This is a genomic window from Nocardia sp. NPDC052566 (assembly GCF_044547285.1).
Classification (GTDB): domain Bacteria; phylum Actinomycetota; class Actinomycetes; order Mycobacteriales; family Mycobacteriaceae; genus Nocardia.
The window spans coordinates 1,682,320-1,696,495 of the sequence record NZ_JBIUAF010000001.1 but is presented as its reverse complement, the minus strand read 5'-3'; the positions used below and the strand labels follow the sequence as shown (position 1 = coordinate 1,696,495).

Below are 14,176 nucleotides of genomic sequence, written 5' to 3'. Positions count from 1 at the left end.
TGCCGACCTCGGAGGTGGGCCGCCGGGCTCTGCCTCGTGTGGAATATGTTGGCTCACTGTTGATCTGTGTTGTGAGGCTGGTTGCGATCGGGCGGGTCGAGGTCGATGCCGAGCGCGCGTGCGGTGTCGGCGCCGTGGCGAGCCAGCGCGCGCAGTCGATCGGGCCGCAACCCTATGGACAGCGCGGTCTCCAGCAGGGTCGCCATCGGATGCGCCGGGTCAGCGGCCAGCGCCGCCGCCGAGGCGATCCCCGCGAACACGCCGTCACCGCGCGCGTAGGCGCTGTAGCCGAGCAGCGCGGCGGCCTCGGCACGATCGCTACCGGAACCCGCGCGCGCCAGCGCCAGCCACAGGCCTTCCGCCGCGAGCGCGTGCTCGCTCAGCGCGAGCGCAAACATCGCATCGCGCACCGGCCGATCGCGCAGCGCGGCAATCAGTTCCGCGATCTCGGGCGCGTCGAGCTGCTCCCCGGATTCGGTATTCGCGATCTGCCACAGCACCTGCTCGATCGCGGTCCGGCTGTACCCGGCCGGATCGCCACGGCGCACAGCGCTGGCGTATCGATCCCTGGCCACGGCGAGCGCGGAGTCCAACTGTGCGGCCACCTCCGCGGCCAGTACGGGATCCGGGGCCACCAGCGCGGCGAGTTCGGCGCGCGAGGTGTGGGTGGGCCTGCCGTCGAGCACGTGTGCCGTCGCCACCATTGACGCAGCCGGGTCTGACACCTGTCCATGGTGGTCGGGGCCGGACACACTCCACCAGGGCAGGCCCGCCGCGAACCCCGGCACTGCCCAGGCACCACCGAACTCCAGCGCGCGGCCCTCGACCCCACGGGCTAGTGCCGAAGCGAGCCCGTCGAACCGCCGCGGTCTGGTATGCAATCGCCCGCGGTGTGTGTCGGGTTCGCGAAGCCGGTCGTCGACGATGACCACGAGGACGCGAACGGCGGCGAGTCCGGCACAGAGTTGAGCGATCGAAGCCATCACTGTTGCGGCGGTGATCGGGCCGGTGTTGTCGTCCAGATCGAATCGGGCAACCGCCTCGATGACCGACTTGTCCACCGGATCGGGCACCGGCCGCAGCATGAGCACGACCAGCGACCGCTCCGGCGTGAAACCGAGCATCGCGGGTATGGCGGCGATCAATTCTCCAGGATCATTCACGAACAGAGGTGATGGTGACACAGTGACTCCTCAGGAAGCGGAGATTGTTGGGGAGAGCTGCACGGCCACAGCTGCACAACGACGACATCGAGGGCTCAGCCGTCGGGCCGATGGAGGTGGCCAGTCACGCGGGCTGAAGACTGTGGAGGGTGTGGGGAAGCAGAGATAGCCGACGGTGCCTTGCAGGACGCGACACCATGGCCGGACGATCGTCGATGACTCGGTAGAGATCACCGGAAATGCGCGGCCCGAGGGCGCGATGGCTGACCCCGTCGTGGCGGAATGTTGTTGCCCGGCAATCGGATCGAACGCGATCTCCGTTGCTGGTGACCGTGACATGCTACCCGCGACGCGGTGGCGGATCGGGCCGAGGTCAGGCGGTGAGGTCGATGTCGCGGTAGTCGATGTCTCCGGCCGCGGCCAGCTCGACATCGGTCAGAGCGAAGTCGAGACTGGCGGTGACTTCGGCGAGGAAATGCAGATAGCGTTCGGTCGCGGCGGTGTGTTCGCGCCACAGGTTCTTGCCGAGGACGGCTTCGTGGCCGGTCATCACCATGACCGTGACGATCAACCACGCCCGCGCCGGCGACGCGGCGCGAATCGCCTTGACCAAGGCATCTCTGGAACCACCGACCCCGAGCAGATGCAACGTCCGTTGCAGATCAGCGAGATCGAGTCGATTCGCCAGCGATTCGGCCACGAACACCGCGGCCTGGTCTGGTGCGGTGCGGCGTTTGGCGAACTTGATCAAGGTGGCGTCCCGGCGTTGCTCAGCGGCCGCGCCGCGGATGTTGAGTTCGATAGTGCGGGCGCGGTTTTGGCGGGCCTGCTCACGTTCGGCCGCCGCTCGCGCCGACGCCGCGGCGTTGGCCTGCGCGGCGCTCTCACCGTCACCGTCGGTGACGGTGACGATCGGGGCGGGTTGCAGTATGTATCCAGTGTCGGACAGCTGTGCGGCGGGCAGGTAGTAGAACGGAATCCATCGGTCGCGCTGCTCGACCTGATCGGCGTGCAGCAACCCCGCGGCCGGAACCGCGTCGGGGTCGGTGCGGGTGGCCCGGTCGACGGCATCGGAGTCGATCAGTGCGCCGGTGTCCTTTTCGACGAGTTGCCCGTTCTCCTCGACGTGTAGATACACCACCCACCGGGAAGGTTCGGCGTTGATGTGCTCGACCGTGACCGGTTTATCCTCGGCAGTCACCAGGAGGTCGGCGGGGAGGTAGTCGGCCTCGGCGCTGCTGGTGTCGGGCTCGGCGGTCAGGATCCCGAAACCGGAGGCGCCGTAGGGCAGTGAGGCTTCCAGTCGTGCTCGCTGGGCGGCGCGTTCGGCGAGGATGCGATTGACCTCGACGGTGAATCCGGAGCGGGTGCAGCGATTGAGCCGCTGCACGGCCTCGGTGTCGCCGAGCTGTTCGTAGTGGCCAAGGACCGCGAGCTGATCGAGGTCGAATTGCCCGGTCTCGAGCAGCGCGGTCGCGGCGGGGGAGGCACCGATCTTGGCGTGCTGTTTGACCTGTTCGCGTGTGGTCTGTAACCCGTGCGCGACTCGGGTCACGTTCGCGCCGAGGTCGAGCATCAACGCCACCCCGCCCACGTAATCGGCCTTGCTTAGCGGGATACGCCGGGTGTTGAAGGTGATCTGATCAAGAGTGCGCGCGATACGCCGCTCGGCCTCTGACAGCCCGGTCGGGGCGTCGGTGATGAACACCGGCACCCACGGCGTGCCGACCTGACGGGCGATGAGGATGCGGACTTGGCCGTCGTCGGCGGCGATGGTGCCGTCGGGTTCTCGGGTGGCGTTGATCGGATCCTTGACACCGAACTCGGTGATCGAGGCAACCTGCTCGGGATAGTCTGCGAGATCGAAACTGCGGCGCACGTTCTCCGCGATCATGATGTCGGTCGGGCGCATCCACACCGCCTCGATCGCGGGCAGATCAGTGGACGGACTTTCCGTGCTGTCGGTTCCGTTGCCGAGTGGGGCGAGATCTGCTGTGGATTCGGTGTCGGTTGTGGCGGTGATGGTTTCGGTGTCGGGCATTGGTGCTCCTGGGGAAATAGGTTAGTGGGCAGCCCGTTCGGTGAGGAAAGGGCTGCTCGATCCGGCGCGGCGGGGACATTGCGTTGTCGGAGGTCGAGGCCGGGGATTACGCGGCAGCTACGGTGGCGTGGCGGGCGGCGACGTTGATCGGCCGCAGCCGCAGCACGCCACGGTCGTCGGTAGTGAATGACCAGTACTTGCCGCGCCAGTCAGCGCATTCGGACCGCCACCGGTCCAGCACGGCCGGGTCCTCGATCGCCGACATCGGGCCGGCGGAACCGGTGTACTGCAACTGTTCATAGGCGCGGCGGCTGATCGTTTCGACGGCAAGAGCGACAGACATAATGAGCTCCTTCGTGAGCGGAGACGGTGAATGCGGAACAACCGAAAAGCCCACCGGCACCACCTGCTACAGGGAGGGGCGGCCGATCGGTCGGACAGCTGGTGGGTGTTCGGCGGTTGGGGCGAGGGCGTCGAGGATGTGGCTGGCCGCGGTCACCAACTCGGCCTGCCCGGCGCGGATCATGGCGTGACAACCCGCCGACGCCGCCGAAAAGACCGACCCCGGCACGGCGAAGACGGGCCGGTTGAGCTGGTTGGCCCACCGCGCGGTATGCCGGGTGCCGCCCCGTAGACCGGACTCGGTGACCACGAGCCCGCGCGTGAGTGCCGCGACGAGCCGGTTGCGGCCCAGAAACAGTGAGTGCATCGCCGAGGTCCGTGGCGGGTATTCACTGACGAGCAGTCCGGTGGCAGCGATGTCACGAAACAACTGTGTGTGGGCGTGTGGGTAGGACCGGTCGACTCCGGTAGCGAGCACGGCGATCGTGGCCGCGGAGCTGTCCAGGGCCGCACTGTGCGCGGCGGCGTCGACACCGAAGGCGCCACCGCTGACCACGGTCCAACCGCGGGTCGCGAAGTCGGTGGCGATCTCGGTGGTCACAGTGCGGCCGTACTCGGTGCACGCCCGCGCACCGACGATGCCGATCGCGTTCAGGGACAACATGTCCAGGCGGGCGGGTCCGCGCGCCCACAACGCCACCGGCGCAACAGACCGGGCCGACTCGGCATCCAGATCGGCAAGCCGAGCGGGCCATTCGCTGCCGTCGGGGGTAATGAGGCGGGCATCGATCGCAGCGGCCCGGTCCAGGTCAGCGCGCGCGGCATCGCCGATGTCGCCGGGCACCTGGATCGTGGTGGCGCCGGTGGTGAGCATGTCCGCGGCCTCATCGGGACCGACCTGGGCGATCAAGGACGGGATGTCCTCGGGTGCGGTCAAGGCCGCCCTGGCAAGGATGGCCCACATCAGCTGCCGGGCATCCGACATCACCACACCGCCTGAAGGTCGGCGGCGATGGTCGGATCGAGCTGAGGCACAACGAAATACATCGCAAGCTCCTAATAGCGGGATCATGGATTCGGTTGCGTGTGGTGTGCAGTGGCGATGTGCGGCCGGGCACGGACCGTGCCGGGGACATCAGTTGAGGTCGAGGCCGAGGTCGGCGGCGATGGCGTAACCACCGCGCAGGCCCGCGCGGATCAGCTCGGGTGAGAGTGAGCACGCGAACGCCTCGGCCAGTGCGAGTGCGGTCGGCTCGTTCGGGTCGTCGGTCAACGCGATCCGGATCGCCGTGTTGCCAATGCGGTATCACCACCGGTGTAGGCGGTGACCGCGAGCAACATCGCGGTCTGGGCGCGCTGCGGGGCCGGGATCGCCGTAACGAGTCGAGTCCAGAATCGTTGGCATATGCGAGCGCGTGGTCCGGTCGAAAGCGTGTAGAAGCAATAGCGAATGCTGTTGTCGCGCAGCACGACCACCACCTGCGCCAGGATCGGGGCAGGGAGCTCGGCGCCAGTGTCGGCGGCGTGGATCTGGGTCAAAACGAACCTCAACCGCTCGCGTCGAGCCGCCTTCGTATCGGCGTCATCGCCAGTGGCGGCTACTTCGCGGTCCTGCTCAGCGTGCTCGGCGAGACATTGGGTGAAGTGCCGGGAGAGACCAGGGTCGAGTGGCAGATCGACGGACGGTTCCGCCAGTGGGGTGGGCTCGACCGACGCGACGGAGGTTGTGCTCATGCGGTCGGGCAGGACGCCGGTGCCGCCAGACAAACGGTTGCCAGTCCGAGATCCGCACCGGTCAAATACAAATCCTCGATCAGGGCGCGCTCACCGCGCACGTAGGTATCGGGCCAGCACTGCGACACACGCAGCCCCACGGCCAGCACGCACTGCCACAGCGGCTGCGGCGTCGAGGTGATGACGGTGGTGAGGAAGCGGCCGGGATCCTGCATCGAGAGCATGAAACCTCCTGAAAACACACGGGGCAGGGTGATGAATCCGAGCGAGGCGAACGAGATGAGTCGCCGACGGGCGGCAACGGCGGCCACGTCCCCGCTCGGACACAATCCAGATGCGAAGCGGCGCGGTGAATTACGGTGCCGCAGTCATCTGCTACCGGTCCGGTGCGTGGGTGAGGTCCATGTAGTCGGGCAGCATGCGCAGGATTTCGTCGAGGCCGTAATGGGTGTATTCGTCGTCGTCCCCGGTATTGAGATGGCCGATCCGGACTGGTGCCGGAACCTGGATCCGATGCGCGGCGTCCCAGTCGATGTCGCCGGATTCGCTACGCGGCACGGTGAGCCCGAGCGCGCGCTCGGCGCGGCCGAGGATCTGCTGCCAGCCGTGCGCGCTGTGGTAACGACGCTGCGTCACCTCGGCACCGAGGGTTCGGTCGAAGTCGGGCCAGCCGTGCACGAAATTGAGCACCGCTTCGGGAGTCGGGCCGTCGATCCACTGCACCTGCGCATCGGCCCGCCACCGCGGCAGCGCGGTGAACGCTGCTGCGGGCCAGCGTGTTCGCAGGCTGGCACGCAGCAGGTGATAGAGGTCAGCAATATTGTTCTGGCGGGCGGGCAGGACGAGATACGACAGCAGAAGGCGACAATCGTTGTCTTCGACGGTGATTCGGTTCCAGATGCGCGTCACCTGCGCGCCCGGGCTGTGCTTGGCCTCCATCGCCAAATCACGCAGCTGGGTCAAGGCTTGCTCGGCGGTGAGGTCGGCAGCGATCGCATGCTCGGATGTGTAGTCGCGGGGGAAGTGAAGGTCGTCGTAAAGGTTGTACCGGTCACCGAAATCGCAGTCGGGCATGATGCTCCTTCCATAATTCGGGCAGCGCGCGGGGTGGGCAGGTTAGTGGCGGATAGCGCGTGACCGATCGGCTGCCGAGGTACGGGCGGCAGCCCAAGTAAGGCCGTCGGTGATGGTGCGCTCGGCCTCGTCCGCGGTGAACTCGTCGATTCCGCAATGGACTCGCGCGGCATCCAGCAGCACGGCAAAGGCGTGATCATGGTCGAGCAGCCCGGCGCCGACCAGACGTCCGAGGCTGTTAGCAGCCAGCAGGACCGCGTGGTGGCGGGTCCCGGTGCGCGCGGCCCGAACCCGGACGCTCTGGTTAGTCAGCGCGGCCTCGACATAAGCGTCAGGATGCGTGATCGCTGCCAGCGCCTGGTGGGCCGCAGGCACCGGCGGCGCGGCCAGGAGTTGGATCAGCCACTCGGGCAAGGGAATCGGCGTGCCGTCATCGAGCAGGCGATAACCCCCTGTCGGCAGTGTCGATCCGGCGGCGACGACGTAGCCGCCACGGCCGCGGGTATCAATGCGCCACCCCAAACGGGCGATCGTGTTGCGCAGCGGCGGTTTCCGCGGCGCACGGTAATACAGGTGAAGCCCGCCGGCTGATGGGGTGGACACCGTGTAGGTGGGAACCGGGATCGGCTGATCGGCCTCGGCGGCCAGCAGGGCCAGCGCGTCGCGGCCGTCGCGAGCGTGCGCCCACCGCGAGGGCGGGCTTGCGCCCCGGCCGGTGTCGAGGTCGAGAACATGCAAACCCGAAGGGCCACACGCAATCGCGATATTGTCGCCAGGCCGCGCCAGCCACCAGGACCGCACCCGCGTCGGCTCGCGGGTGGCTGCGGCCTCCCAGCCTTTGATGGCGGGGATCTTGCTCATCGGCTTTAGCGGGAAGACGTGGAACCCGCGAGCGGCGTGGTCGAGCGCCTGGTCGAGCATGCTGTGCGCAGTCACGCCGGATCGCTTGCGTTGCCGAACAGTTCGCGCGCGGCGACCAGGGCAGCGAGCAAGTCCATCGGTTGATCACCGTCATCGGACGGGGCGGCGGCGCGGATCTTGCGTACCTTCAACAACGTCGCGTTGCGGATATCGACGCCGAGTGTACGGATGTCGTTGTCGGCGGAAATGACTGGGATGACAACGTAGTCGGAAAGGTCCAACCACGCCTCGTACCAGGCTTCGGCTGGGCTGCCTTCTCGCTCAGGGGCATTGGTGACGGATGGGGTGGTCGGCCACAGGGAACAGGTACAGGCCGGATCCTCGCAGCGGGTGAGGCGTTGCCGGGCCGGTATCGGGTTGTAGCGGTTGCTGCGCCCGTCGAGCATCGGGCAGGCGCGGCGAGCATAGAGCCCGCATTCGGGGTGGACGCCGGGCTCGACGGCGATCCCGCGCAGGTGGTCACTGGGGCGCAGATACAGCACCACCCGGTCGCCGAACGGCTCACCATTGACCGCGAGGGATTCCCCGCAGATCTGGCACAGCCGGTGGGTAAAGATATCCAGGTGCCGGACCGGATCCAGGGCACCCCAAACCGTATGAGTGCGATCCCGGTGGGCCAGGGTGATGAACGGTACAACCATCCCGTTCGAGACCGGGGCGTGCGCTAACCGTGTCGGCACCGGAGGATGACGGGGTTCACGGTCCTGGGATGCAGCCAGAGCGTTCATACTTACCTCGAATCTGTTGGAGGACAACGTCGGTACCGGGCGGGATCCGCTGTGGACCCGTGGTTGCGGGGCGGCTTAGCCCAGTGAGGCGACCGTGCGGGACATCGTGGACTGCCGATGCGCATGTCCTTGAGTGGTGGATGTGGCCGGGTTCAGGCGGATTCGAGGTCGAGCAGGTCGGCGTAGCGTTGTTCACCGTCCAGTTCCGGGCATACGCATTTGGGGAACCTGCGGGAGCAGTCGGCGCAGAATCCGCACACCCAGCAGTGGGGGCCTTCGGAGTTGTCGTTGAACTCGCCGCAGTCGTCGCAGAACATCCAGGTGTAGCCTGCGGTGGCCCACGTCTCGGACAGGTAGCTGCGGTTGGAGTACCAGCTGCCCTGATCCCAATGCCCGTGGCGTTCGTTGAAGAGGTAGGCGGGATGCTTGTAGGCGGGGTCGACGGTCAGCAGCACCATTTTGTCGGTGCCCAGCCAGCGCTCTAGCTGTTCACGCCCCGCCCAGGAATCCAGCGAGCCGAACGGGCCGCTCGGCAGGAACTCCTCGGCGGCGATGCGGGTGTCCGACCGCAGATCCCCCGCAGCGGGGTGCACGTTCTCGGGAAGAATCCCGTTGTGTGCGAGCACTGTTCGTGCGTCGCCGCCGAGGCGAAATGGGTGACAGTTGTCCACCGAACGTGGACCGTGGGTCGCGAGGCGGGAATGGAACAACGCCGGCCCGTCGGGATATCGCTCTCGCAGAGAAGCGAATTCAGTGATCACCGCGTCGGCGTCCAACCCGCGCCCGACCATCACGGTGTGCCCGGTGTGAATGGCGTAGCCGTGCCCGTGCGGATTGGCCACGGCGCCACCGCGCAACGCGTCGAGGTCGGGGCTGATGCCGGGTTTGACGAAGGTCAGGATGCACATGCCAGGGCCTCCAGTTCGGTGAGAAGCACGGTGTAGTCCAGGTGGGCGCGCAGCCAGGTGGTGAAGGCGTTCCATTCCCAGCCGCGGCGGCGCGCGATGTCGACGGCGCTGAGGTGGCGGGTGTATTCGACTGACGCCGCCGCGAACGCCAGCGCGGCTTGAACCTGTTGCGGGTGAAGGGAGCTGGCGAAGATCCGCAGCTCGAAGGTTTCCTCGGGGAGTACGTTGATCGCCTGATACCGCTTGGCGCCGGCCCGCTCGCCCTTGGCGAAGTCCTGGCTGAGGGAACGGGCCTTCGGGGTGAACTCCGCCCAACTGGACGAGCGGCGCGCGAGCGTGGTGACCGCGGCCTGGTTGCGGTACACGAACTTCATCCACCGGAAGGCGTGGGCGGGGGAGCCGAAACCCGCACGCGAGAGGTGGACGTGGATGCCGACCTCGGCGTCGGTGTAGCAGCCCAACTGCCGCAGCCGGTTCAGCAGCGGCCACGGGAACCGGGTCCGCGCGTACTGGTAGCTCATCGGATGGGTGACCAGTTCGAACCCGCACGGACGGATCGAGGAATCCTCTTTCAGATACCCCAGTCGGCCGAGGTGGTCCAGGCTGGTGTCGACGGCAGTGGTGAAACGTTGTCTGGGGGTTTTGATTTCGAGTTCGAGCCCGAGGAACAGCGGACCGTCACCGTAGAAGCGAGCCGTGGGCTTGTAGTCGTAGTGGTGGACGCCGTCGTGGTCGGGGTGATCGCAGTCGGAGCAGGAGTTGTCGTCGAGGGGGATCAAGGTGAAGCAGTTATCGCATTCGTGATAGTTCTCCTCGAGGCAGCTGATACAGACTCTGTCGCCGCGCTCGATGCGATAGGTGTCGACGGCCAACAGCAGGCAGTCGTCACATGTTTGGTGGCAGCGGACACAGTCCTCGCAGATACGGCGCCCGCCGGCTGCGTCAACGGTGTTGTTGCTGTAGGCGTCGCAGTTGTCGCATTGGATCCACCCCGTCACGCACGGGGCGCACAGTAGCCGGTCTCGGGCGCCGCGGTATGGGGCGCGAGTGTGGCCGGAGCATTCGGCGCAGACGAAAAGATCGCCAACGCAGTTCGGGCATAGGCTCTCGCCGTCGGCGGTGGCAATGAGGTTCGAGGCTGGGACGGAGTGTGAACAGTCCGAGCAGTGTGTGGTGGTACGTGTGGAAACCGGCATAGCAGAGGCCCTTTCGGTGGAAATCGAAAGAACCCCGGGCGTCGCCGTTGACGGCTACGCCCGGGGTTCTGAAAGACAGGTCAGCGAGGGAGCAGGGGTGACAGGTCCTCACCCGAGGTGGACCCGAAGGAGGTCGATGCTGCGACGTGGTCGACGCAGTCGCAGTGAGGAAACGCGGTGGCGCATTCGAAGCACCAGCCGCAGCGCGCGCAATAGCGGCCCGTGCGGTCCAGATCCAGGGCCTGGCATCCGCCGCACAGATACTGGCGATGCCGTGCCAGCCCGCGGGAAGACGGCGATAGGTAGCTGGTGTTGGAGTACCAGATCCCCTCACTCCACTGACCGGCCTGCTCCCCGAACAGGTAAGCGCTGTAGCGGTAAGCTGGATCGACGGTGAGGATGACCAACTTGCTACTGCCCAGCCAGCTGGACAGGCCACGCGCGCCACGGTAGGTGTCGATCGACCCGAACGGCCCGTTCGGTAGATAGTCCTCGGCGGCGATACGGGTATCGCTGCGCGGATCGTAGGGGCGCGGGTGCACCCGCTTGGGCAGGATACCGTTGTGCGCCAACACTGTTCGCGTATCCGCGCCAAGCGGAAACGGATGACAGTTGGTCACATCGCGGGCGCCGTGGGTGGCGAACCGCGAATGGAACAATGCCGACCACTGCGGATATTGATGACGCACCGCGACGAAGCGGTCAATCACCGCCGCCGCGTCCATGCCATGGCCGGTGATGATCCGATCACCGACAATGACGCCGAACCCGTGCCCATGCGGGTTCACGCCCGCACCGACCGCCAACGCGGCCCGATCTGGTGCGACGCCAGGCGGAAAGTAGGTCAGCAAGCACACGCGAGGTCCTCCATCTCCGCAGCCAGCGGCTGGTAGTCGGGGTGGTGAGCGACCCAGGCGGCGAAGCGCGACCACTCCCACCCACCCGCGCGCACATCGGCCACCCGCAGACCGCGGGTGTATTCGATGGAGGCAACGGTCAACGCCAACGCCGCCTGCACACATCGGCTATCGAGGGAACTGGCGAACACCCGCAACTCGAAAGTGCTGCGCGGGTAGGGATTGATGGCCTGATGCCGATCAAGCCCGACCCCGGGCCGGTGGCCCTTGGCGGTGTCCTTGACGCGGGCACGGGCAGCGCGGTCGAACGGCGCATAACGGGAGCGGCGCCGTGCGAGCGTGGTGACCGCGGACTCGTTGCGGTACAGCAGTTTCATCCACCGATATACATGCGCCGGGGAATCGAACCCGTCACGGCTGGCGTGCACATGAAGCCCCACACTGGAATCGGTGCGGCACCCCAGCCCCCGCAACGCCGCCAGCATCGGCCACGGGAAGTGATCGATCGCGTGCCGGTAGGACATCGGATGGGTGACCAATTCGAAACCGCTGGGCCGGATCGAGGAATCGTGCTTCAAATAGCCCAGACCACCGAGATGATCACTGGCGACGGCGACGCACTCGCTATACCGGGAGTCCGGGACGATGATCTCCAGTTCCATCCCCAGATACAGCGGACCCGTCCCATGGAACCGCGGATCCGGCTTGTAGCCGTAACTCCATACACGCGAGGGATGCGCGCAGCAATCACACAAGCGGTCCTCGCGCACCAACGTTCCGCAGTCCAGACAGGGCTCGAACATTTCCGCGCAGCGTGGGCAGGCCCGATGCCCGCCGGAGACGTAGCGACTGCTCGCGGTGTAGCAAGAGCATCGGAAACAGAAGTCGAAAAACGCTCGCGCGCACCGCGAACACACCGTTTCATCACGGTCGGTCAGGATCCGGGGGGGGCGGCCAATCCGTGACACGACACACATTCGCGCCACCTGGCTGTGCAGTCCGAACACAGCTGTCCCTCCTCAGCCGTCGGGGTCACGGTGAGCGCGAACCCGCTACAGCCTGCGCATCGCGGCAAATTCGGCAAACACCTCCCGCAGATCGGCTGGCCCTGAACCGGATACCGGTCACCGCGATCGCGGCTCGCGCACATCGTGCAGGCCACCTCAACCGGCATTTCGGGCATGACAGCGCTCCTTCCGGAAAAGAAAGAACGCCAGCCCGTTCGCTCCGGACTGGCGTTCAACGATTCACATGGGGGACTTCGGGGAACAACGCATACTGAGGTGCGGGGGAGCGGCAATCGGTCGAGGACCACTGTCGTCCGGCCCGGCCGAGCGCATCGAGTTTGGCGCCCATGGCTGCCAGGGCCGTTCGTGGCAGACAATAAATCTGGCGCGCATCGCGATTCGCGCTGAACCCGATCAGTCGCGCCTCATCCGCCTGCGATGTCGTCGGGCTCTGCCTTGCCTGTGCGGCCGTCGACGTGGGCGATGAGCCCGCAGAACGAGTACCGATGCCATCGACGTCGCGACCATCAGTGGGTTCCTGGCGCATCCTGGCGCGCCTGCACGAGTTGCAGTGACCTGCAGCGGGGGCAAGCCTAGCGTTGTGTATGTCGGCCAGCTGGCTTGAGCATCGCCGATGGATGGAATGCCTTGCAAAGCAAGAACATCAATCATGTGGAAGCGACAGGTGTCTGTCTACGTCGACAATTCGGTCCGCGCACCGGTGTGTAGCTGAATCAGGGGCCAAGCATCGGAAACTGGGCAAGCCATTCGGTGAGCGTTGCCTGAACCAACAGCTCCTTGGCCGCGTCGGGGTGTGTGGCAGTGGTAACCACGTCGATGGCGCGATACGGGGGATCCGGCCCGCATCCGATGCGGCAGTAGGTGCCGATCATGCGGCGCTTAGGGTTTCGGCGAACGTGTGCATTGCTTGTTCCGTGGCGAGCAACCGCGCACCCGCGTGCCCGTGCCAGCGGGTTTCGAATCCGGGACGTTTCTTGTCGACGACTGAATCCGGAGCAGCAGTAACGAACTCCTCGACTCGCGGGTACGTGGTGCACGGATGCGTAAGCCAGATCCGGACGTGTTCGCCATCGGAGCTCGGGCAGATCCGCAAATGAGCGGCGAGCTCGTCGAGGAACGCAGTGGCCTCGGCACGGCTGCCGCGAAAGATCGTCTCCACCGCTCGCCACGCGTTGGCAGGCCCGCTGTAGCAGCGTCGAACGCGATAGACCGCCCACCCACAGCGATCCAGTGCCGCAGCAGCGAGGGCGAGGACCTGCTCGGCGCCGTCACGACGCAGACGGTCGGTCAACGATTTGCCGGGGCCGAACAATCCGGACTTCCGGTTGAGCGCGATGGCCACGTACTCATCGACGAGATGCTCGAACGCCTCGGCTGGTGCGGCCTGGAATCGGTCGAGCTGTTCAGGCCAGCCGCGCTGCGATATGAAAGGGCATTGACGACAACAGGACTTGGGCCACCACACCCCGAACAGGCCAAACAGATAGCCCTGGCATCGCTCGCGCGACCATCCCGCTGCATGCAAAGGATAGATCGGGTGGCGCTGTCCTCCCATCGTCACCGAGGAATCCTTCTCGATACGACGCAATTCCTCAGCGTTGAACCCGACCGCATGCAGGTAGGGTTGCTGGACCAAATGTGTTGCACGCCACCGATCCAAAGGCATACCCTTGGCTTTCGCGGAACAAGATCTCGTGCCACCAAGCGTCGGCAAAACTCCGTTGGAGCGATGCTCGGCGCTGAGCGCATAGAAACCGTCGACCAGTGGATCGGGATGCAGCACAGTCGGTGACCTCGAATCCTGCAGCACGACAATCCCATCCGCCGCCGAAGGGCCCGCACGAGCGACCTCGATAAATCGGACCTTCCGATCAGACAGCAACGGCAGGACATGAGTGGCGACCAGATCGCACGTGCTGGTCCACTCGTCACCGGTCTGAGCAACCATGACAATCAAATTCGACAAGTCGCCACGTAGCTGGGGCGGCCGAAACGATGGTTCGATCAGCATCCGTACCAGCCCGGCAGTGCTTTCGACCCCCATACCGTAAGACCAGCAGACGGGAATGGCTCCATCAGCGAATAGTGAGGGCAGAGCGAACAGTCCGTCCAGCGGATCGGACATCAGACGGCTCCCTTCACTACTCAGTGGGTAACGCCTCGCGCTCCGGGAAATCAGCGGCT

Annotated in this window: 16 protein-coding genes; all 16 read right to left on the bottom strand. The window is 66.0% G+C overall.

Features of this window, described 5'->3' with window-relative positions; genetic code table 11:
* Window positions 1-53: 53 nt before the first annotated feature.
* Entirely contained in the window at window positions 54-1,163 is a 1,110-nt protein-coding gene (locus tag ACIG5A_RS07065; RefSeq protein WP_397238625.1) for a DUF4192 domain-containing protein, read from the bottom strand.
* Window positions 1,164-1,536: 373 nt separating this feature from the next.
* Complete coding sequence (locus tag ACIG5A_RS07060; RefSeq protein ID WP_397238623.1) at window positions 1,537-3,204, bottom strand: hypothetical protein; 1,668 nt, start codon at window positions 3,202-3,204, stop codon at window positions 1,537-1,539.
* Window positions 3,205-3,310: 106 nt separating this feature from the next.
* Window positions 3,311-3,547 (bottom strand): hypothetical protein, encoded by a 237-nt coding sequence (locus ACIG5A_RS07055; RefSeq protein WP_397238621.1) that lies wholly within the window; start codon window positions 3,545-3,547, stop codon window positions 3,311-3,313.
* A 66-nt stretch (window positions 3,548-3,613) separates the two neighbouring features.
* A complete protein-coding gene (gene dprA / locus ACIG5A_RS07050; protein WP_397238619.1) occupies window positions 3,614-4,531 on the bottom strand; it encodes a DNA-processing protein DprA in 918 nt (305 codons plus the stop codon).
* Window positions 4,532-4,681: 150 nt separating this feature from the next.
* Window positions 4,682-4,819, bottom strand: a complete 138-nt coding sequence (locus tag ACIG5A_RS07045; RefSeq protein WP_397238617.1) for a hypothetical protein — start codon at window positions 4,817-4,819, stop codon at window positions 4,682-4,684.
* The gene (locus ACIG5A_RS07040; protein ID WP_397238615.1) at window positions 4,816-5,280 is read right to left on the bottom strand and encodes a DUF4192 family protein; all 465 of its coding nucleotides are present in this window, start codon (window positions 5,278-5,280) and stop codon (window positions 4,816-4,818) included. The genes ACIG5A_RS07045 and ACIG5A_RS07040 overlap by 4 nt, the downstream gene beginning before the upstream one ends.
* A complete protein-coding gene (locus tag ACIG5A_RS07035) occupies window positions 5,277-5,591 on the bottom strand; it encodes a hypothetical protein (RefSeq protein ID WP_397238613.1) in 315 nt (104 codons plus the stop codon). The genes ACIG5A_RS07040 and ACIG5A_RS07035 overlap by 4 nt, the downstream gene beginning before the upstream one ends.
* A 64-nt stretch (window positions 5,592-5,655) precedes the next feature.
* On the bottom strand, window positions 5,656-6,354 hold the full coding sequence (locus ACIG5A_RS07030) for a hypothetical protein (RefSeq protein ID WP_397238611.1): 699 nt from the start codon (window positions 6,352-6,354) through the stop codon (window positions 5,656-5,658).
* A 42-nt stretch (window positions 6,355-6,396) separates the two neighbouring features.
* On the bottom strand, window positions 6,397-7,290 hold the full coding sequence (locus ACIG5A_RS07025) for a bifunctional DNA primase/polymerase (protein WP_397238609.1): 894 nt from the start codon (window positions 7,288-7,290) through the stop codon (window positions 6,397-6,399).
* Window positions 7,287-8,003: a hypothetical protein gene (locus ACIG5A_RS07020; RefSeq protein WP_397238607.1), complete on the bottom strand. Its 717-nt coding sequence runs from the start codon at window positions 8,001-8,003 to the stop codon at window positions 7,287-7,289. The genes ACIG5A_RS07025 and ACIG5A_RS07020 overlap by 4 nt, the downstream gene beginning before the upstream one ends.
* A 152-nt stretch (window positions 8,004-8,155) precedes the next feature.
* Window positions 8,156-8,911 carry a hypothetical protein gene (locus tag ACIG5A_RS07015; RefSeq protein ID WP_397238605.1) on the bottom strand — a complete coding sequence of 252 codons (756 nt, stop codon included), beginning with the start codon at window positions 8,909-8,911 and terminating at the stop codon, window positions 8,156-8,158.
* On the bottom strand, window positions 8,899-9,909 hold the full coding sequence (locus ACIG5A_RS07010; protein WP_397238603.1) for a hypothetical protein: 1,011 nt from the start codon (window positions 9,907-9,909) through the stop codon (window positions 8,899-8,901). The genes ACIG5A_RS07015 and ACIG5A_RS07010 overlap by 13 nt, the downstream gene beginning before the upstream one ends.
* Before the next feature lie 278 nt (window positions 9,910-10,187).
* Window positions 10,188-10,913 (bottom strand): hypothetical protein, encoded by a 726-nt coding sequence (locus ACIG5A_RS07005; RefSeq protein ID WP_397238601.1) that lies wholly within the window; start codon window positions 10,911-10,913, stop codon window positions 10,188-10,190.
* A 38-nt stretch (window positions 10,914-10,951) separates the two neighbouring features.
* A complete protein-coding gene (locus tag ACIG5A_RS07000) occupies window positions 10,952-11,734 on the bottom strand; it encodes a hypothetical protein (protein WP_397238847.1) in 783 nt (260 codons plus the stop codon).
* Window positions 11,735-12,705: 971 nt separating this feature from the next.
* Window positions 12,706-12,864, bottom strand: a complete 159-nt coding sequence (locus ACIG5A_RS06995; protein WP_397238599.1) for a hypothetical protein — start codon at window positions 12,862-12,864, stop codon at window positions 12,706-12,708.
* Window positions 12,861-14,117, bottom strand: a complete 1,257-nt coding sequence (locus ACIG5A_RS06990) for a hypothetical protein (RefSeq protein WP_397238596.1) — start codon at window positions 14,115-14,117, stop codon at window positions 12,861-12,863. Before ACIG5A_RS06990 ends, ACIG5A_RS06995 begins: the two co-directional genes overlap by 4 nt.
* Window positions 14,118-14,176 lie beyond the last annotated feature (59 nt).